Source organism: Termitidicoccus mucosus, assembly GCF_038725785.1.
Classification (GTDB): domain Bacteria; phylum Verrucomicrobiota; class Verrucomicrobiia; order Opitutales; family Opitutaceae; genus Termitidicoccus; species Termitidicoccus mucosus.
Window position 1 is genome coordinate 5,874,060 of the sequence record NZ_CP109796.1, and the last position, 18,418, is coordinate 5,892,477.

The 18,418-nt window shown below is 60.6% G+C and carries 13 protein-coding genes; 8 read left to right on the forward strand and 5 right to left on the reverse strand.

The features are described 5' to 3' along the window. Positions 1–10 precede the first annotated feature (10 nt). The 3 genes from ggt (at position 11) to rpmG (ending at position 3,833) form a co-directional block, all read left to right on the forward strand. Positions 11–1,759 carry a gamma-glutamyltransferase gene (ggt, locus tag OH491_RS20540; protein ID WP_084442634.1) on the forward strand — a complete coding sequence of 583 codons (1,749 nt, stop codon included), beginning with the start codon at positions 11–13 and terminating at the stop codon, positions 1,757–1,759. A 246-nt stretch (positions 1,760–2,005) separates the two neighbouring features. Then, positions 2,006–3,457, forward strand: coding sequence for a M20/M25/M40 family metallo-hydrolase (locus tag OH491_RS20545; RefSeq protein WP_334319661.1), 1,452 nt, complete (start codon positions 2,006–2,008; stop codon positions 3,455–3,457). A gap of 211 nt (positions 3,458–3,668) precedes the next feature. Beyond that, positions 3,669–3,833: a 50S ribosomal protein L33 gene (gene rpmG, locus OH491_RS20550; protein WP_068772652.1), complete on the forward strand. Its 165-nt coding sequence runs from the start codon at positions 3,669–3,671 to the stop codon at positions 3,831–3,833. Positions 3,834–3,969: 136 nt separating this feature from the next. Here the strand turns inward: rpmG and OH491_RS20555 are convergent, their stop codons facing one another. Then, positions 3,970–4,215: a hypothetical protein gene (locus OH491_RS20555; RefSeq protein WP_068772651.1), complete on the reverse strand. Its 246-nt coding sequence runs from the start codon at positions 4,213–4,215 to the stop codon at positions 3,970–3,972. Between the two features lie 422 nt (positions 4,216–4,637). Further along, positions 4,638–5,732: an Mrp/NBP35 family ATP-binding protein gene (locus tag OH491_RS20560; protein ID WP_068772650.1), complete on the reverse strand. Its 1,095-nt coding sequence runs from the start codon at positions 5,730–5,732 to the stop codon at positions 4,638–4,640. A gap of 131 nt (positions 5,733–5,863) precedes the next feature. Between OH491_RS20560 and OH491_RS20565 the strand changes: the two genes are divergently transcribed. The 4 genes from OH491_RS20565 (at position 5,864) to OH491_RS20580 (ending at position 10,492) form a co-directional block, all read left to right on the forward strand. Then, on the forward strand, positions 5,864–7,054 hold the full coding sequence (locus OH491_RS20565) for a PD40 domain-containing protein (RefSeq protein WP_068772649.1): 1,191 nt from the start codon (positions 5,864–5,866) through the stop codon (positions 7,052–7,054). A gap of 547 nt (positions 7,055–7,601) precedes the next feature. Then, positions 7,602–8,105: an acetyl-CoA carboxylase biotin carboxyl carrier protein gene (gene accB / locus OH491_RS20570; RefSeq protein ID WP_068772648.1), complete on the forward strand. Its 504-nt coding sequence runs from the start codon at positions 7,602–7,604 to the stop codon at positions 8,103–8,105. A 73-nt stretch (positions 8,106–8,178) separates the two neighbouring features. Next, a complete protein-coding gene (gene accC, locus OH491_RS20575; protein WP_068772647.1) occupies positions 8,179–9,543 on the forward strand; it encodes an acetyl-CoA carboxylase biotin carboxylase subunit in 1,365 nt (454 codons plus the stop codon). Between the two features lie 46 nt (positions 9,544–9,589). Continuing rightward, positions 9,590–10,492: an alpha/beta hydrolase gene (locus tag OH491_RS20580; protein WP_068772646.1), complete on the forward strand. Its 903-nt coding sequence runs from the start codon at positions 9,590–9,592 to the stop codon at positions 10,490–10,492. A gap of 177 nt (positions 10,493–10,669) precedes the next feature. Here the strand turns inward: OH491_RS20580 and OH491_RS20585 are convergent, their stop codons facing one another. The 3 genes from OH491_RS20585 to OH491_RS20595 all read right to left on the reverse strand — a co-directional run bounded on the left by OH491_RS20585 (position 10,670) and on the right by OH491_RS20595 (position 17,414). After that, the gene (locus tag OH491_RS20585) at positions 10,670–11,764 is read right to left on the reverse strand and encodes a sialidase family protein (RefSeq protein ID WP_334319659.1); all 1,095 of its coding nucleotides are present in this window, start codon (positions 11,762–11,764) and stop codon (positions 10,670–10,672) included. 96 nt (positions 11,765–11,860) lie between these two features. Then, on the reverse strand, positions 11,861–14,674 hold the full coding sequence (locus OH491_RS20590; protein ID WP_084442624.1) for a family 78 glycoside hydrolase catalytic domain: 2,814 nt from the start codon (positions 14,672–14,674) through the stop codon (positions 11,861–11,863). A 19-nt stretch (positions 14,675–14,693) separates the two neighbouring features. Then, positions 14,694–17,414: a TonB-dependent receptor gene (locus OH491_RS20595; protein ID WP_084442623.1), complete on the reverse strand. Its 2,721-nt coding sequence runs from the start codon at positions 17,412–17,414 to the stop codon at positions 14,694–14,696. A gap of 649 nt (positions 17,415–18,063) precedes the next feature. Here OH491_RS20595 and OH491_RS20600 point away from each other — a divergent pair. Then, positions 18,064–18,315 carry a helix-turn-helix domain-containing protein gene (locus tag OH491_RS20600; protein WP_068772643.1) on the forward strand — a complete coding sequence of 84 codons (252 nt, stop codon included), beginning with the start codon at positions 18,064–18,066 and terminating at the stop codon, positions 18,313–18,315. Positions 18,316–18,418 lie beyond the last annotated feature (103 nt).

An 18,418-nucleotide genomic window follows, 5' to 3' on the forward strand; every position in this document is an offset into this window, starting at 1 on the left:
CTTGAAACTCATGAAACTGCACACGCGATTCATCACTACGCTGCCCGGTCTCGCTCTCTCGCTCGTCCTCGTCGGACCGCTTCACGCCCAGCGCCCCGCCGTCGAGGCCAAGAACGGCATGGTCACCTCCGCCCACGAACTCGCCTCGCGCGCCGGCGTCGACATCCTCAAACAGGGTGGCAACGCCGTTGACGCCGCCGCGGCCACCGGCCTCGCCCTCGCCGTCGTCTTTCCCGAGGCCGGCAACATCGGCGGCGGCGGCTTCATGCTCATCCACCTCGCCGACGGACGCGACACCGTCATCGACTATCGCGAGACCGCCCCCGCCGCCGCCACCCGGGACATGTATGTCGGTCCCGACGGACATGTCCTCGAAGGCCCCGGCTCCTCCGTCGTCGGCTGGCGCGCCAGCGGCGTTCCCGGCACCGTCGCCGGCTTCGCTCAGGCCGTCGAGAAATACGGCTCCGGCAAAGTGAAGTGGTCCGACATCGTGGCGCCCGCCATCCGCCTCGCCGAAAGCCAAACCGTCACCCAGGGACTCGCCGACGGCCTCCGCGCCAACGCCGAATTTTTAGGCCGGTTCCCCTCCTCCAAAAAATACTTCCTCGTCGGCGGCAAATTCCTCCAAACCGGCGACACCTGGGTGCAGGCCGACCTCGCCGCCACGCTCACACGCATCGCCCGGGACCCGCGCGACTTCTACACCGGCGAGACCGCCCGGCTCATCGCCGGCGACATGAAGAGACACGGCGGCAGCATCACCGCCGCCGACCTCGCCGCCTATCGGCCCGCCGAGCGCAAACCCATCCGCAGCCGCTACCGCGGGCACGACATCCTCACCATGCCCCCGCCGTCCTCCGGCGGCATCGCCCTCACCCAGATGCTCGGCATGATCGAGCCTCACGACGTGCGCGCCTTGGGCCACAACTCCGCCGCCAAATACCATCTTTTCGCGGAGGTCATGAAGCGCGCCTTCCGCGATCGCGCCGAATATCTCGGCGATCCCGACTACGTGAAAATCCCCGTCGAAAAACTCCTCGACCCCGCCTACATCAGGAACCGCATGGCCGACTACTCGCCCGACCGCGCCACGCCCGCCGCGCAAGTCAAACCCGGCCTCGGCGACTTCGACACTGAAAACATCACCCGCCGCGAATCGAAGCACACCACCCATTTCTGCGTGATCGACGCCGCCGGCAACGCCGTCAGCAACACCTACACGCTCAACTACGACTACGGCTCCGGCAATGCCATCGAAGGCGCGGGTTTCCTCATGAACAACGAAATGGACGACTTCACCGCCAAGGTCGGCGTCCCCAACATCTACGGCCTCCTCCAAGGCGAGGCCAACGCCATCGCTCCCGGCAAGCGCCCGCTCTCCTCCATGACGCCCACCATCGTGCTCAAGGACGGCAAAATCCTTCTCGCCACCGGCAGCCCCGGCGGCCCGACCATCATCAACACCGTCTTCCAGATCGTCACCAACGTCATCGACCACCAGATGCCCGTGATGCAGGCGGTCGAGGCTCCCCGCATCAACAACCAGTGGATGCCCGACCGCCTCTTCCACGAACGCTACGGCCTTTCGCCCGACACGATGGCGATCCTGAAAGCCAAGGGGCATGACCTGAAGGAAGGCACACCCTACGACACGCCCTACCAAGGCGACGGTGAAACCATCGGCGTGGACCGCGAACGCGGCCTCCTCCAGGGCGCATCCGATCCGCGCTCGCCGGACAGCAAGGCCGTCGGTTACTGAGGCCGCATCGCCGTATCCAAAAACCAACGACGGCTCCGCCAAGCCGCGCCATCCACCGCGAGTCCCAAAAACGCGAGAGCGGCTGGGAGCGCCGGCATCCTGCCGGCAGACGACGCGAAGCGTCGCCCCAAGTGGCGCGGCCCGCCGTCGCCGCGGATGGCACGCTAATCTGCAAATGCCGGCAGGATGCCGGCGCTCCCAGCCGCTCTCGCCTCCATGACGCGCGTCTCCGCGCATTTTCCAGAAATGTTGCCGGGGCCCGAGGCCGCCCGCATAATTCACTGGCCCGACCCGCGCTTTTGCGGCATGCTGGCCCGCATGTTTGATCCGGTCGAAAAACTCAAGGAATACATCCGTCATCCCAGCATTTCCACCGATTCCACCGCCCGCGACGGCATGAAGGGCGCGCGCGATTTCGTGTCGGGCCTGCTCGCCTCGATGGGCTTTGCGGTCGAGGTGGTGCCGACCGCGCTGCATCCGGTCATCTACGCGCACCGCGACGGCGACGAGACGTGGCCGCACGTGATCATCTACGGGCACTACGACGTGCAGCCGGCCGACCCGGTCAAGCTCTGGAGCACGCCGCCCTTCGAACCGCAGGAGCGCGACGGCCGGCTTTACGGGCGCGGCTCCGCGGACAACAAGGGGCCGCTCATGGTGCACATCGCGGCGGTGGCGCGGCTGCTGGAGCGCGAGCCGGGCCTGCCGCTGCGCATCACGTTTGTCGTCGAGGGCGAGGAGGAAATGGGCAGCCCGAGCTTCGGCGCGTTTTTGGAACAGTATCGGGACCGCCTGAAAAAGGCCGATTTCGTTTTCCTGTCCGACACCGGCAGCCCGCGCGCCGACCAGGTCGTCATCACCTGCGGCCTGCGCGGGCTGGTGCTGTTCGACCTCGTCGTCACCGGCGCGCGCACCGACCTCCATTCCGGCCTGCACGGCGGTGTATTGAGAAATCCGATACAGGCGCTCGCCGAGGTGTGCGCGTCGCTGCACACGCCCGACGGCCGCGTGAACGTGCCCGGCTTCTACGACGACGTGCTCGGCGTCGAGGACTGGGAGCGCGCCGAGCTGGCGAAACTCGGGCAGGGCGAGGAGGACTACCGCGAATTTCTCGGCATCCCGGCGTTTCACACCGCGAAGGGGTTCACGCCGTTCGAGGCCACGCGGTTCATGCCCACGCTGGAATTCAACGGCATCGGCGGCGGCTACCAGGGCGAGGGCACGAAGACCGTCATTCCGAGCAAGGCCTTTGCCAAGATAAGCTGCCGCCTCGTCGCCAACCAGGACCCGGAAAAAATCCGTGCGCAAATCTACCAGGCCATCCACGACCGCATGCCGAAGGACGTGGCTTACGAACTCATCGACCAGCACGATGCCGTGCCCTATGTGGTCGTGCCGCCAGACCGCCCCAACACGCCCGCGGACCAGTCACCGGTGCTGGCGAATGCGTTTCGCGCGACGGACAAGGCGGTGGCCGGGGTCTTCGGCGTGCCGCCGTTGTATCTGCGCGAAGGCGGCAGCATCCCGATCATCGCGGACATCAAGCGCGTCCTCGGGCTCGACTCGGTGCTGCTCGGCCTGTTCCTGCCGGAGGACAACCTGCACGCCCCGAACGAAAGTTTCCATCTCGGCGTCATGGAAAAAGGCATCCGCGCCTGCGAGCGCGTGCTCGAGTCGGTGGCCCGGGGCGGAAAGTGACAGGTGCGCCGCCCCGCCGGGATCTTTCCTCTTTCCTCTTTATCTTTCTTCTTTCTCCCTGCTCGTTCCTGACGAAAGATAAAGAGGAAAGAGAAAGATCCCGGCGGAACATCACGTTGAGCCGCACCGCGAACCGTGGCGGACCTGAAAAATGTGATTGCACCGGGCGCGGCGGCCCGGTTTGTTCTGCCCCTTAACCCATTTCACATCTATGCAAGAGCTCGTCACATTGGAATGCACCGAAGCCCGCAAGGAGGGGAAGCCCGTCTCGCGCTACCTCACCACGCGCAACAAAAAGACCGTGACCGAGCGCATTGAGAAGAAGAAATACAATCCCTTCCTCAAGCGCCACACCGTCCACAAGGAAATCAAATAAGCGCGCCCCTCCCGGGCGCACTGGCGCGAACTGGATTTTGCGTCAATTTGCCTTTGCCAAAGCCCGGTCGCCTCACTGAGGCCGCCGGGCTTTTTTTTGGCTGCGCAAAATAAAGCCGGATGGGATGCCAGAAAATTTATTTCGTTTCGCCGCGGGCCGGGGGCGGCAAGCCGCTGCGGCGGGCGGCGCGCCAGCTCTCACGGTGTTTCCTGATCCAGTCCAAAAGCGCGCGTTCGAAACCGATGTCGTAGCCGAGACGCTCGGATTCCAGCCACTTGTGCCGGAGGATTTCCTCCCGTTCCGCAAGGAATTCCTGATAAAGGCTGGATTGTTTCACAAAGTCCCTGGATTTCTCGGACTCAGTCGGCGGTTGTGCGGTCATAGCTACCACGGCGAAGGTTAGTTGAAGGTTTGCTCGCTTGGATTTTGGCTGGTTGGCTCAAGGCACTTCGCTCAGGGTGTCCGTCATATGACGCGGAACGCGAAGTGTCCATTTCGACAGGCCGGGGGCGAACAAGGGTTCGTCAAGGCCTTTGAAGTTGCGAGCGTCATAGATTTGTTCGCCTGCAACCATAGTTTTCCCATCACGGCACTGTCAATGCCTGTATGGCGGCAGTCTCAATAATGAAACGTAATAATGCCCTGCATTACCGGGCAATGTCTATAAGTCGCGGTATTGGTAGCGCGTTTTTGTGGGATGGGTTCGTCTTGCCGGCTTCAGACAGGAGAAAGCGGCGCGGGTTTCGGCCATTTTGCAAATTTGGTGCCGGCCCTTCCTTGCGCGGTTTTGGCCGCGCGCCCGACTCACGCGCGCGGCGCCGTTTTTTCGAGACGGGCGAGAAGCGCGGCGGCGATCGACTGGAAAACCTGCGCGGCCTCGCCATTCGGCTCGGCCACGACGATGGGCACGCCGTTGTCGCCGCCTTCGCGGATGGCGGGCTGGATGGGCACCTGGCCGAGCAGCGGGGCGCCGAGCGCATCGGCGGTTTTCGTGCCGCCGCCTTCGCCGAAGAGCGCATGGCGGATGCCGGCGGGATCGGTGAACCAACTCATGTTTTCCGCCACGCCGAGCAGCGGGACGTTCACTTTCTGGAACATCAAGCCGCCTTTGCGGGCGATTTGCGTGGACGCGAGCTGCGGCGTGGTGACGAGCACGGCGCCATCGAGCGGGAGCGTCTGCACGAGGGAAAGCTGCGCGTCGCCGGTGCCGGGCGGCAGGTCGACGAGGAGCACGTCGAGCTCGCCCCAGCGCACGTTTTGCACGAACTGCTGCACGGTTTTCATGATCATCGGGCCGCGCCAGACGACAGGGGTGTTGTCGTCGATGAGGAAGCCCATGCTCATCACCTTCACGCCGTGGTTTTCGAGCGGAATGAGAAATTCGTCCTCGACGTAGGGCCGGTCGTTGATGCCCATCATGAGCGGCACGGACGGGCCGTAGATGTCGCAGTCCATCAGGCCGATGCGCCCGGGACGGCCGCGCGCGGCGAGCAGGCGGGCGAGCGCGCAGGCGAGGTTGACGGAAAAGGTGGATTTGCCCACGCCGCCCTTGCCGGATGCGATGGCGACGGAGTGGCGGATGCCGGGAGGCGGGCGGCTGCCGGCGAGATTGCCCGCGCCGCCGGCCCCTCCCGCGCCGGATTGCGCGGCGTTGGGCGCGGGGCTGACGGCGAGTTCGATGATGGTGTCGCGCACGCCGGGCAGGGCGCGCAGGCATTTGTCCACCTCGGTCTTGATGTGCTGCGGCACCTTCGGGTCGGACGTGGTGAGCGCGAGCGAGACTTTCACCGTGCCGTCCGCGAAGCCGGCGGCGCGCACGAGCCCGAAGGAGACGATGTCACGGCTGAAGCCGGGATATTTGACTTGCTTGAGGGCTTCTTTGATCGCGTCGGAGGTCACGGTGTGGATAAGTTTTCAGGGAAAGTGTGCTTTTGACGTTGTTATGGCGCGCTTCGCTGTAAATAGAAATGGCGAACTTTTTCTTTTTCGCAGGCCGCTCACAATTGAACCCTTTTTAATCCGATTCATCCATGAAAAAACTGTTTTCGCTCTTCGTTTTGGTTGCCGGTTTTTGCGCGTTGGTCTCCCGCGCGCAGACCGCCGGCGGGCCCGACATCACGGTCGGGGTGGGGCGCGGTGACGCGCTTTCCGTGCGCATCCGCGGCGACACGGCGCTCGTGGCCCTGGCGCAAAAGGCGTTTTCCACGCACGGCCGCTACGTGGTTTACGCGCCGACCGCCTCGGGGGCGAACTTTGACCTGACCTTCACCGGGGTCTCCGGCACGCAGGTCCGCGTCGATGTGAACAAGGGTGCCGCCGCCGTGATGAGCCAGACGCTCGGCGGCACGAGCCAGGCCAACGCGCTTTATCGCGCGGCCGACGCGGCGGTGCGGGCGACGAGCGGGTTGAACGGATTTTTCGCGTCGCGGCTCGCCTTCATCAGCAACCGCACCGGAGCCGATGAGATTTATGTGGGCGACCTTTTCCTGCAAAACGTCGAGCAAGTCACCAACCAGCGCGCTTCCGTGCTCACGCCGCGCTGGTCGCCCGACGGTTCGCGGCTGCTTTACACGAGCTTCAAGAACAAGGTTCCCGACATCTACCAAATCGATCTCGTGCAGAAACGCTGGAGCACCTTTGTCAGTTTCAACGGCACCAACATGGGCGCGCGCTTCAGCCCCGACGGCTCGCGGGTCGTGATGGTGCTCTCGGCCAACGATCGCGGCGGCGCGCAACCCGAGGTTTTCGTGAGCACCGCGCAAGGCCGTTCGCCTGCGCGCCTGACGCGCGCAGCCTCGGCGAAATCATCGCCGTGTTTCTCGCCCGACGGTTCGCGGGTCGTGTTTGCGATGGAGCCGGGGCCGCAGCTTTACGTCATGCCCGCGTCGGGCGGCGCGCCTTCGCGCATCGCGGGCGGGTTCAGCAGCTATTGCGCGGAGCCGGACTGGAGCCGCGCCTCACCCAACAAAATCGCGCTGACGGTGCGCGACGGGCGCAACTTTCAAGTCGGGGTGTGGGATCTGGCGAACGGGCAGGGCAAGATTGTCTCAAAGGTGAACGGCGACGCGGTCGAACCCTGCTGGCTGGCGGACGGCCGCCACGTGGTGTTCACGTTCCGCACGGCGGGCAGCCGCAAGCTCGGCATCCTCGACACCGAGACGGGCAAGCACACCATCATCAGCTCGATCTATTCCGAAAAAGGCAGCGTGTGGGGACCGTGAATCCCCGGGACACGCCGGCCCGGATATGCGATGGGAGAAGGGGATGGGCGAATAGAGTCCGGAAGCGCGGCAGCGCGTAGCGCAGGCATTCTTGCCTGCCGTCCTTGATATCGCGCGGAGCGCGGCATTTGTTTTTGGAAGAGAAAGAAAGCCAGCGCGCTGCGCGCGGCCGTTTTCGACGGCAAGCAAGGATGCCGCGCTACGAGACTACGCCATGCTTCTCGCTCATCACGTCATTTTACAGGCATCGTGTTCAGTCGCACCACACCGACTTTCTGGTCGGCTTTGAGCGAAAAAGAGCCAATCGGGAGGCATACCCCTTAATTTTTTCTTCCCCAAAAATTACCTGAAGATCGGCCATTTTTCGCGTTTTTTACCCAAAACAATGCAATTTTGGCCGGTTTTAATCCCATTTAACCAGATTTTATCAAATGTGACTTTTGCGGGAAAAATCGGCCATTGCCGGGATGGGAAAATTACTTTTGAACGCCATCATTGCCAGTTCCAACTAACGGACCTGTCAGCCAGAAACTAACCCAAGCCCACCTTGGACATCAAACAAATCAAACAAATCATCGAGCTCATCAAGACGTCTGAGCTCACGGAGTTCGCCCTCGAGGAAGAGGGTTTTAAGCTGAAAATCAGGCGAGGCGAAGGCGGGGCCGTGATTGGGTCCGCCCCCGGCGGCACCTATCCGCCGATTCCGCTCGCCGCCAGCGCGGCCCCCGCCGCCGCGCCGGTCGCCTCCGTCCCCGCCGCCCCGTCGGCCGGTGGCGCGGCGACGGTCGCCGCCAGCGCGGATGAGCCGGGTGTGAGCTACATCAAATCGCCGATGGTGGGCACTTTTTACCGCGCGCCATCGCCGGAGAGCGTGGCGTTTGTCGAGCCGGGCGCGGCGGTCGCGGAAAACACGGTTGTCTGCATCATCGAGGCCATGAAGATCATGAACGAGATCCAGGCCGAGACGAAGGGCGTGGTCGTCGAGGCGCTCGTGGAGAGCGGCCAGCCGGTCGAATACGGTCAGCGTCTTTTCAAAATCAAACAGGCATAAACCCTCATTTGTTATACCCGAACCGTCATCCCGTCCGTCGTTCGGCGGCGCGAGATGGCGGTTTATTACAATCATGATCAAGAAGATCCTCATCGCCAACCGCGGTGAAATTGCCCTCCGTATCGTCCGCGCCTGCCGGGAGTTGGGCATCAAGACGCTCGCCGTTTACTCCGAGGCCGACGTGCAGTCCCTGCACGTGCAACTCGCCGACGAGGCCATTTGCATCGGCGGACCCAAGGGGGCCGACAGCTACCTGAAGGCCGACCGCATCATCGCGGCCGCCGAGATCGCCGACGTGGATGCCATTCATCCCGGCTATGGTTTTCTGGCGGAAAATGCGAAGTTCGCCGAGCAGTGCGAGTCGTGCAACATCAAGTTCATCGGTCCCAACGCCAAGGTCATCAGCATGATGGGGGACAAAGCCATCGCCAAGGCGACCGTGAGCAAGGCCGGCGTGCCGATCGTGCCCGGCAGCGACGGCCCCATCGAAAGCGAGGCGGAGGCGGTCAAGGTCGCGCGCAAGATCGGCTATCCGGTCATCATCAAAGCCGTGGCGGGCGGCGGCGGACGCGGCATGCGCATCGCGCACAACGACGTGTCGTTTGCGAAGGAATTCCACGTGGCCCGCAACGAGGCGGAGAAGGCGTTCGGCAACGGCTCGGTTTATGTGGAGAAATACATCGAGAAGCCGCGCCACATCGAGTTTCAGATCCTCGCCGACTCGCACGGGAAGGTGCTGCATCTCGGCGAGCGCGACTGTTCCATCCAGCGCCGCCACCAGAAGCTGATCGAGGAGGCGCCGTCGCCGTTCATCACGCCGGACTTGCGCAAGAAGATGGGCAAGGCCGCCGTGAAGGCCGCCGCCGCCGCGAAATACGAGAATGCGGGCACGATCGAGTTCCTGGTCGATGCGAAGGGCAACTTCTACTTCATCGAGATGAACACGCGCATCCAGGTGGAGCATCCCGTCACGGAGGAGGTGACCGGGATCGATTTGATCAAGCAACAAATCCACGTGGCCAACGGCGACAAACTTGAGATGAGCCAGGGCGACATCACGTTCACGAAACATGCCATCGAATGCCGCATCAACGCCGAGGACCCCGCGCGCAACTTCGCGCCCTCGCCGGGCACCATCGGGCTCTATTACTCGCCCGGGGGCCACGGCGTGCGCGTGGACAGCCACGCCTACAGCGGCTACACCATCCCGCCCTACTACGACTCGATGATCGGCAAGCTCATCTGCTACGGCTCGAACCGCAAAATCGCGCTGGAGCGGACGTATCGGGCGCTCAACGAATTTCTGGTGCGCGGCATCAAGACGACGATCCCGCTGCACAAGGCCGTCCTTGCCGATCCGATGTTCATCGAGGGCAAATACACCACGGCCTACATGGAGGACTTCCTGAAGCGCACCCCGGCGGACCTGTTCGCGTGAGCGGGTGACCGATGCGGTTCCTTGCGGGATTTCCGCCTTCACGTGCATGCGCCCTTGGTCCCTTGCCCTGCCGTTTCTCCTGTTTGCGGTTTTGTCCGCGCAGCCCCCGCCGCTGGTGCCTCCGACTCCTTCGCCGGAAGCCACGGCCGCGACCCTGCATGTGCAAATTCCCCTTTGGCCGGAAGGCGGCATGCCGCTCGCAAAAGAGAATCCCCGGGCCGAAACCATAAACCACAAGGGCGGCATCGCCGCCGTCTCGCGTCCGTCGCTGGTGCCCTTTCCGCTTCCTCCCGGGCAGCCCAACACGGGTGTCGCGATCATCGTCTTCCCGGGCGGCGGTTACAGTCACCTCGACTGGACAAACCATGTCATCGCGCTCACCGGGCAATTCCATCCCCGGGGAGTCGCGGTGTTTGCCCTCAAATATCGCACCAAGGCAAACGCGCAGGACACCGCCGAGGCCGCCTTGGCCGACGCGCAGCGCGCCGTCCGCCTCGTGCGTTCCCGGGCCGGCGAGCATGGCATCACTTGCCTCGGCGTCGTCGGTTACTCTGCCGGGGCCAATCTGGCCATGCGGCTCGCGGGCAGTTTCGATGACGGAGACCCGGCAAGCGCCGACCCCGTCGCCCGCCATTCCTCCCGTCCGGATTTCATCGCGGGCCTTTCCACCTGGGCTTACGGCAGGGCGGAGTCTCCCTTCACCTTCCTGAAAAACACGCCCCCGGTTTTTCTCGGCCATGCCGATGACGACAAGGGCGCCCCGGTCGCGCTTGCCCTGCACATCCGGCGACAGCTCGAAGCGTTGCAGGTCCCCGTGCACCTTGAGCGCCACGACACCGGGGGCCACGGGGCGTTTCATTTCATGCCCAATCGCTCCGGAGCCCTCTGGCCCGACGCCCTGCTCCAGTGGCTCGACACCCGGAACCTCGTTCTCCCGCCTCGCTCCTGAAGTCCATTTGGCCCAGCCGGCCAAGGACACGGAGATGATAACTGATGTTAAGCGGCGCACGGATGGGGAGCGGCGTCCCGCCGCCGGACAGACCGGCGGGTCCGCCAAAATGAAATCCTGTTGGAATACGCGCATGTCGATGCGCGACGGGCGACGGGGGAACGTTGCCCCTCCTGCCTACAGCAGCTTCGGATCTACGACCACATGCTTGATGCGCTTGCGATCCCATGTATAGGTAATGTGAACCAGTCCGTCCGCGCTTTGGATGACTGCCGGATACGCATAGCCCGCCTCAAGCGGCTCCGCGTCGAGCGTGAGCGCATGATCCCATTTCACTCCGTCCAAGGAAACCGCAATATCGATCGGATAACGATACCCTTTACCTGACAAATCCGGCCGGTGAGCGTAATGATTATATACGATCAACTGCCGTCCATCACTGAGCGTGACCGCATCGGTGCCCGAATTGGGATTGGGTAATTCGGTGGCCGCGAGCGGGCTCCAACGGGTGCCGTTGTCGTTCGACCAAGTCATTGCGACCACTCCTTCCTTGGTGCGGCAAAGCGCCTGCAAGCGCCCGTCACGATGGAAAAGCACACTCGGCTGGATCGCATCGAATCCCACGCCTTTGTCCACGGGACCTATGATCCCCCACGTCTTTCCACTGTCGTGGGAAACTTCAAAATGCACGATCCACCCGTCCGGCCCGCCCTCCGTGCTGGACGGCGAATACCAAGCGCCGTTGGCGAGCACGACAGGTTTGTTTTTAATCGGCCCCAATATCCCTTTCGGAAGCCGTTCCGGTTCGGTCCAGGTTTTTCCTCCATCCATCGATGTCATTTTCATGCCCCACCACGTGCTCGGAGACGGTCCTACCTTATAAAACAAAACCAGCGGTCCGCCGTTCGGCGCCTGAAAAAGAACCGGATTCCAAGTCGGCAGGCGGGTGCCGTCGCCTTGCGCGCCGTCCGCGACCCGCACGCCTTCGGTCCAGTGTCCATTCTCGAAATGAGCGACCCAGATACATACATCGGGATTGCGCTCCGCCGTGCCGCCGAACCACGACGCGACCAGCTTGCCTGGCGAGGTTTCGACAATAGTCGAGGCATGGCATTGCGGATAGGGCGCCTGCTCATAGATGAAGCCCGACGCGACGATAGCGGGGTGCCCGGCCGGCGATTTTGTCTGGGCTGCGGCAACTGTGCTCCAGAAAAACGCAACGAATGCAGCGAGTCCCATGGCCGCCAGTTTTTTGTTATATAGATATGACATGATAAATAAATTGGCCGGTGATGAGGATATTATCCATCAAATGCAGCGTGCTTTGTCCATGAGGCGGGCAAAATGGCGGCAATTTCCCGGTGGTTTTTATTGCCACTGCGACGCGAAGACATAAGAGCCCGATTCCACTGCATAAACGGAGCAATCCCCTTCGCGCCGGAGATAGCGCACGCCGGCATGATTCCGGCCAACGGGCGATCCGCCCTCCGTCACATCCGATCCGTCCCGACTCGGAACATGGATGGAGGCGGTGGTATTGGCGGGAATGGACACATGCAAGGTCAGTTGCCTTCCGACGCGTTCCCAGCGAACCGCAACCGGCCCGTGCACGGAATCATGGCATGCCTCCACCCAATCCAGATCGGCGGGCAGTTGCGGCCGGATGATGGCATGCTTGAAGCCCGGCGCCGCGCGGTCGAATGCGATGCCCGCGAGGTCATGATAGAACCACTCCGTAACCTGCCCGAGCATGAAATGATTGTGCGAGGTATCGAGATTGGAGTCCCATGCCTCGGTCAAACTGGTGGCCCCCTGTTTCAATTGATAGGCATAGCCGGGTTTTTCCCGCTGACACACCATCCGGTAGACCACATCGGAACGATTATTGTCGGCCAGCGCCCTCAATACAAAACGAAACCCCACGTCGCCCGCCGTGGTGGCGTATCCTTGCTGCTCGATATCCCGCACCAGCGCGTCGAGAACGCGCGATTTTTGCGCGGGATCGACCAATCCCATGACCAGCGGAAGCGCATTTGCCGCCTGAGAGCCAGTTGCGTAGACGCCGCGAGATGGATCGAAAAACTTCTTGTTGTAGCTGCTTTTGATCTGATCGGCCCGCATCGCAAATGCCTTTGCCTCGTCCGCATGACCGAGCAGCGCGGCTGCTTCGGACAAGAGCTTGGCATCATAATAGAAAAATGCAGAAGCGGTGACGATGGGCGGGGTGTTCTGCGCCTTGCCCGGTTTTGCCGGGCCGAGGTCGAACCAGTCGCCCAAGCCCTCGTCCAGCAGATCATCCCGCGACCGGCTCTCCAGCCAGGAAAAATAGCGTTTCATCGCGGGATAATACGTCTCAATCAGGGCACGGTCGCCGTTGAATTCATATTGTTGCCACGGAACGAGGAGAAACGACGCTCCCCATTCCGCCGCAGCCCGAAACGCTCCCTTGAACACGGTGAATTCCGGTGCGATGTTGGGTATCAATCCCTCGTCAGTCTGCGCGTCGGCCATGTCGTTCATGCCCTTGGTAAAGATCCGGGCCACGTCGAATTCGTAGCGAATCGCGGGGCCGTTCAGGTGATATTGCTCCAGCCAGCCAAGCTTTTCCCGGTGCGGGCAGTCGGTGAGCACGGACATCATATTGGAGCGCTGCGCCCAGCGAACGAGATCACGGATCTGGTTGAGCAAAGGATTCGATGACTCGAAGCGGCCGGTCCCCGCCGCCGCGGCGTGAACCACCGCCATCTCGATCGATTCAAGGCGTGCGGCCCGGTCCGGATCTGAACGCGGTGCGTCGGCCGGAACCGAAGGGAAGGTGGAATCCTCGGCCGGCACCTTGACGGGCAGATCGGCCTCCGACGCAAATCCCTCCGCCTTCACATAACGGCAGCCTACATAATAGAAATTAGGAAACCACGTTTCCTCACGGTCGGATTGCTTGGTATATTGCCACCATGCGTTGCCGCGATTGCCCTTGTCCATGGTGTTGCGGTTAATCGTGCCATCCGGATTCACGACTTCGGAAGGGGTAATCCGGATGACCGAACCGGCCGGGCCGTTCACGCGGATACGCGGCATGTGCGAGGCGTTCTGGCCGAAATCATAGACCCGTGTGCCATCCGAAAAAGATTTCACGTCAATTGGCTGATGCATTTCGATCACCCGCAAGGGTTCGCCCGCCACACTCAGCCCGCGCAGCACACCTTGCGGACGCAGCAGCTCCACGGCATGCCTCCATTTCGAGTCATCGAATCCCGGTTCCGCCCAGCCTGCCGGCATCAGCCGGGCATCGTAATCTTCGCCGGCAAAGATATGGCCGACCGTGATCGGACCTGATTGCGTGCGCCAATTGGAATTTGTGCCGACGAATCCCACCGCCCCATCCTCGTATTCGAGCCGGAGATGGAGGATCGCCCGCAGCGGCCCGAACGATCCCGTGAGTTTGGTGAAGCGATCGCGATGCGCCAGATTATAAAAACCGTTGCCAAGCAAAAAACCGGCCGCATTGACTCCGGGTTTCAGCAAATCTGTTACTTCGTGGGTATCGTAGAGGACAGTCTTGAAGTAATTTGTCCAACCTGGCGTAAGAATGTCATTCCCGACCCCGGCGCCGTTCAGAAACAGTTTATAGTGTCCGAGTCCCGAGGCATGGACGAATGCGCGCCGCAGATTCGGACGGACGACAAATTCACCTCGCAATAACAACGACTCCGTGGCCGCGTGGCCGGCGATCCACCTTCCCTTCCATTCGGCAGGAGAAAGCAGTCCCATCGTCCAGAAGGCTGGCTCACTCCATGCAGACGGGAATCCATTCTTATCCCAGGCACGCACTTTCCAGAATACCTGTTGCGATGAGACGAGCGAGTTTCCACCGTAGGGGACGAAGGCCGTCTGGTCCGAGGAAACGCGTCCGCTGTCCCACAAATCGCCCTGGTCTCTGGCGAGCCTCTCCACACTCGATGCCACAATCACTTGCCAGGCCGTCTGGCGTTGTCCTCGTTCGCTGCTCTCCACGCGCCAAAACAGACGAGGGTGGCCGCTGTCGATCCCGCTTGGGTTTACTGCATATTCGCAGCGTAACCCGATGACGCGCCAATCCTCGGCCGCGGCGGCGCGTGGAGGAAACATCACTGCCATCGTGGTTCCCAGCGTGAACAGGTAGAATGCGGTAAGCGTTGTCATGGTTTGAATGCATTCAAAGCTAGAACCTGTAGGTTGTTGAGAGAAAAAACGCGCGTGGCTGGATCGGAACGATCAAGAAGGTGGCGTTGGGATCCGCAATCGAGGTAAACGATTGCCGGTTAAACGGACTGCTGTCCCGCGCCCAGCCCGCCCAGTTCATGACGCCTTCACCGTCGAAGGCATTATTGACATTGAGGGAGACAGAAAACCGATCGTTGAAATCGTAACGCACCATCAGGTCGACTTGGTAGAAATCGGGCATGGTGAAAATGTTCGCCACGTTCGCCGGACGCTTGCCCATGTATTTCCACGAGAAACTTGCGGTGAATTTTTTATAATGGGATGTCGGGGTCACGTTGATGATCCAGTCGGGATTGTTATCCGCCGGGTTGCCCGAGAAGTCTTGAAGTTCGTCATCGGCGGGCCCGGGCTGATTCGCAATCCACACCTGCCATTTGGTTGCCTCGGAGTCCTGCCAGGTCGCCACCGCCCGGATGCTGAAATATTGATTAAGCGTGTAATCAAACTCGGCTTCCACCCCATAGGTTTCGATCGCATTATATAATGGATCGGGCGAATAATAGGAATTATCCACGTCGGTGAACTGATTGGCGGCGAAAATGTCGTCGAGTTTGCTGTAGAACGGCGTCAGTATGATCGTGACGTTGGGAATCCTGAACTTGTAACCCAGTTCCCATTGCTCCACCTTTTGCGAGATGGTCTCGTAATTTTCCAGTCGCCAGGTGGAGGTCAGCGTCGTGAAAAAGGAAAAATCCGGAGCTTTCTCTCCATTGGAGTAGCGCAGATAGACGGAATTGTTTTTGTTGATAGTATAGTTAATTGCCGCCGAGTAGGAAAATGTGTCCAGACTCCGGTTATAACGCCAGTCCATCGCGTTGCGGATGGAGAAGCGGTTGTCGTATATCGTCAGGGGATTCCCATCCGCGCCCCCGTAGGTCGGAACGTAATTGGCCCCGGAAATGAGCGCCCCTTGGTTGTTGAGTCCCTTGACCGACAGATGCTCATAGCGCACGCCCCAGTCGAATGTGAGTGGTCTGGCGATCTCCCAGTTGTACCCGAAAAAGAGGGCCAGCTGGTTCTGCTCCGCCTCATTGAGTGTCCAGCCGTTGCCTTCGGCACTAAACCCGGAGGGATTGGTGATCTGCAGGGTTTGCCCTCCATAGGCGCCGCCGGTTGGTGTCTCAATGGTTATGTCATAGGGCGTCGGATTGCTTATCAGAGGGGAAATGCTGCGACCCGCGCTTGTGTTGAAATTGCGGAGATCCGCGTATCCATAAAATCCGCCGAGGACGAATAACATCTTTCCAACGCGTTTGCTGACGACGACCTGCTCCATTGCCTCCCCGGCATCACGTTCGAAGACCAGCGCGTTGTTGGCCCACACGCCGCCATCGAGCAGGTGTTGGTTCGGCAGGTTGTTCTCCAATACGGTGAGCCCGTCATTGTTGCCGCTTCGCGCCGTGCCGTCGGATGCGATCCGGGCGGCGACTTGGCCGGTCGTGCGATCAGTCAGCACGATGGTCCCTGCCGGTATAACGCCGGAATTGTTGCCGATATTGGCATAGGAATAGAGCGATCCCCATCCGATGCTGCGTATTTGCGTGCTTGCGCTGGTATTCCAGTTCGACCGGCTGTCGCTCAGCTTGAAATTGTTGGTGATGGCCCAGCCGTCACCGAGCTCATGCGACCAGGTCGCCCCGATCGCCCGCTGGGTCGAGTGCGCCAGATCGGTCGGGTCGAACACCTTGGAGGTAGCCGCTGATCCGGTCACGTAGCGAAACTTGCCCGGCCGGTGCAAGTTGGTGCCAAAACGGTCCACCCCGGGCGCGATCTCGGGATCATCGAAATTCTTGGCCGGCAGAAACTCGAACCATCCATTATAATCATCGAGATACTTTACATTCAGTTTTATCGTTCCCGCCCCATAATCCTTGGATATATTCAATCGGATTTGTCCGCCTTCGTTCATATCATATCCCGCATAACGCGCTCCCCGGGATTCACGATAGAACCCGCCGAGGCTGTATACCCAGCCGGTTTTCCCGACCGGTCCGCCGATCAGCAGATCGGCGCGATAATAAGGCTGCTCGTTCCCCTCCAGTCCGAATCGCCCCCGCACCTCGCCGCCATAGGCCGGCGTTCCTGAGCGGCTGATATAATTGAACACACCGCCCGGGGCATTGGCTGCCGTGATGGAGGCGCTGCCGCCGCGGACCGCCTCGACCCGCTCCAGCGTGACGTCGGGGCGCATAAAATAGTCGGGACCCCAGTTACTATAACTTATGTTGGTGACCGGCAGCCCGTCCTCCTGCATCGAAACATAATAATAGCCCAGATCGCCGTTGCTGGTGTTGGCGGAGACGCCGCGCGAGTACACCACGTTGCGGATTTCTCCCAGCGTCGAATTAACAAAGACGCTTGGCACGTTCCAAAGCAGGTCCGCGGCGCTCGCCGGGACCAGGGTTTCCATCTGACGATTGCTCACGGTGGACACGGAGACGGTTGCGTCCTGCCTGGCCGTCTTGGTAAAAACGCCAGTGACCACATATTTATCCAGTTCTACGATATTATCAGCAGTGGGTGGCGAAGGCGGGGACGCCGTTTGACCTGATAATTGAGTGATGGCGGCGAGAGTGGCACAGAAAAAACAGATTTTGGGATTCATATACGTAAAGCTTGGACGACCAACCAGAGCACAGCTGCTTGGAAAGCTCGTCATAACAGGGAAGGGAAGGAGTAAAAAATGGAACCAATGGATAAGACAAAGAGCAGCAGCTAAACCGATTTAGTGAAAATGCTAAAAAATACATTAATAGACAGTTCGGTTTTATAAGCCACTGCGCGATAATTAAACTGACTTCTGCATTCGAAAGGGACCTATATTGATTTGCAGCCTGCCGAGAAAGAAGGCCGCCCTGCATGTGTTTTAAGGATATTATATTCTGTGAGGAGCAGATGGACACAGGGGCGCTCGGCAGCAGTCCTTGTCAGGTTCGATGGGGCGGGCCATGGGCAGAACCCATCCGATAGGGGGAGCGCGCGGACATCGAACCACTGGATTTGGGTGGGTTTTTCGAAAATAGGACACGGCGTCAGTTCGCCGGCCAGTGTGCTCAAGTGCGGGCGCAGGGTGATCGGCAGGCAATAGGCCATGGATAGCGAAAGTAAAAATGGCGCGCTCAGCGTCGATAAACAGGGAGGGGAGAGAGGCCTCCATGATGAAATTATAGGGTTGTATGAAAAGGTGAAGGTGCATGGTAAAACGATTCTGATAAATTAAAAAAACAACACTATTGTGTGTTATGTCAACTTAAAAATAAACACCACTGTGTGTAAAAATATCCATGTTCTAAAGGTAACATTGGTAGATGAATTTTACCCAAGCGTTTGCGACAACACTCAGGACACTCCGCGTCGAGCGGCAGCTCTCACAGGAGGAATTGGCTCGTCGCTCAGGACTTCACATTAATTCAATTGGTCTACTGGAACGCGAGTTGCGGGAGCCAAGCCTTTACACCGTCTTTCAACTGGCGATTGGCTTGGGCATCCCCGTTGCTCAATTCGTTCAAACCGTGGAGGACAGAAAACCAACGATCCAGATCGAACCCGGCCCCTATTGACTCCATGGTCAGCTGCTTGAATCAGCCGCCACACAGGCAAGCGCATCCGCAGGCTCGCCATCTTCCCAAAAAATAACGTTGCATCGACGACCTATTCTCCTCC

Bases quoted from the DNA above. Each gene is read 5' to 3' on its own strand.
- ggt (WP_084442634.1), top strand. From the start codon at position 11: ATGAAACTGCACACGCGATTCATCACTACGCTGCCCGGTCTCGCTCTC.
- OH491_RS20545 (WP_334319661.1), top strand. From the start codon at position 2,006: ATGTTGCCGGGGCCCGAGGCCGCCCGCATAATTCACTGGCCCGACCCG.
- rpmG (WP_068772652.1), top strand. From the start codon at position 3,669: ATGCAAGAGCTCGTCACATTGGAATGCACCGAAGCCCGCAAGGAGGGG.
- OH491_RS20555 (WP_068772651.1), bottom strand. From the start codon at position 4,215: ATGACCGCACAACCGCCGACTGAGTCCGAGAAATCCAGGGACTTTGTG.
- OH491_RS20565 (WP_068772649.1), top strand. From the start codon at position 5,864: ATGAAAAAACTGTTTTCGCTCTTCGTTTTGGTTGCCGGTTTTTGCGCG.
- accC (WP_068772647.1), top strand. From the start codon at position 8,179: ATGATCAAGAAGATCCTCATCGCCAACCGCGGTGAAATTGCCCTCCGT.
- OH491_RS20580 (WP_068772646.1), top strand. From the start codon at position 9,590: ATGCGCCCTTGGTCCCTTGCCCTGCCGTTTCTCCTGTTTGCGGTTTTG.
- OH491_RS20585 (WP_334319659.1), bottom strand. From the start codon at position 11,764: ATGTCATATCTATATAACAAAAAACTGGCGGCCATGGGACTCGCTGCA.
- OH491_RS20590 (WP_084442624.1), bottom strand. From the start codon at position 14,674: ATGACAACGCTTACCGCATTCTACCTGTTCACGCTGGGAACCACGATG.
- OH491_RS20595 (WP_084442623.1), bottom strand. From the start codon at position 17,414: ATGACGAGCTTTCCAAGCAGCTGTGCTCTGGTTGGTCGTCCAAGCTTT.
- OH491_RS20600 (WP_068772643.1), top strand. From the start codon at position 18,064: ATGAATTTTACCCAAGCGTTTGCGACAACACTCAGGACACTCCGCGTC.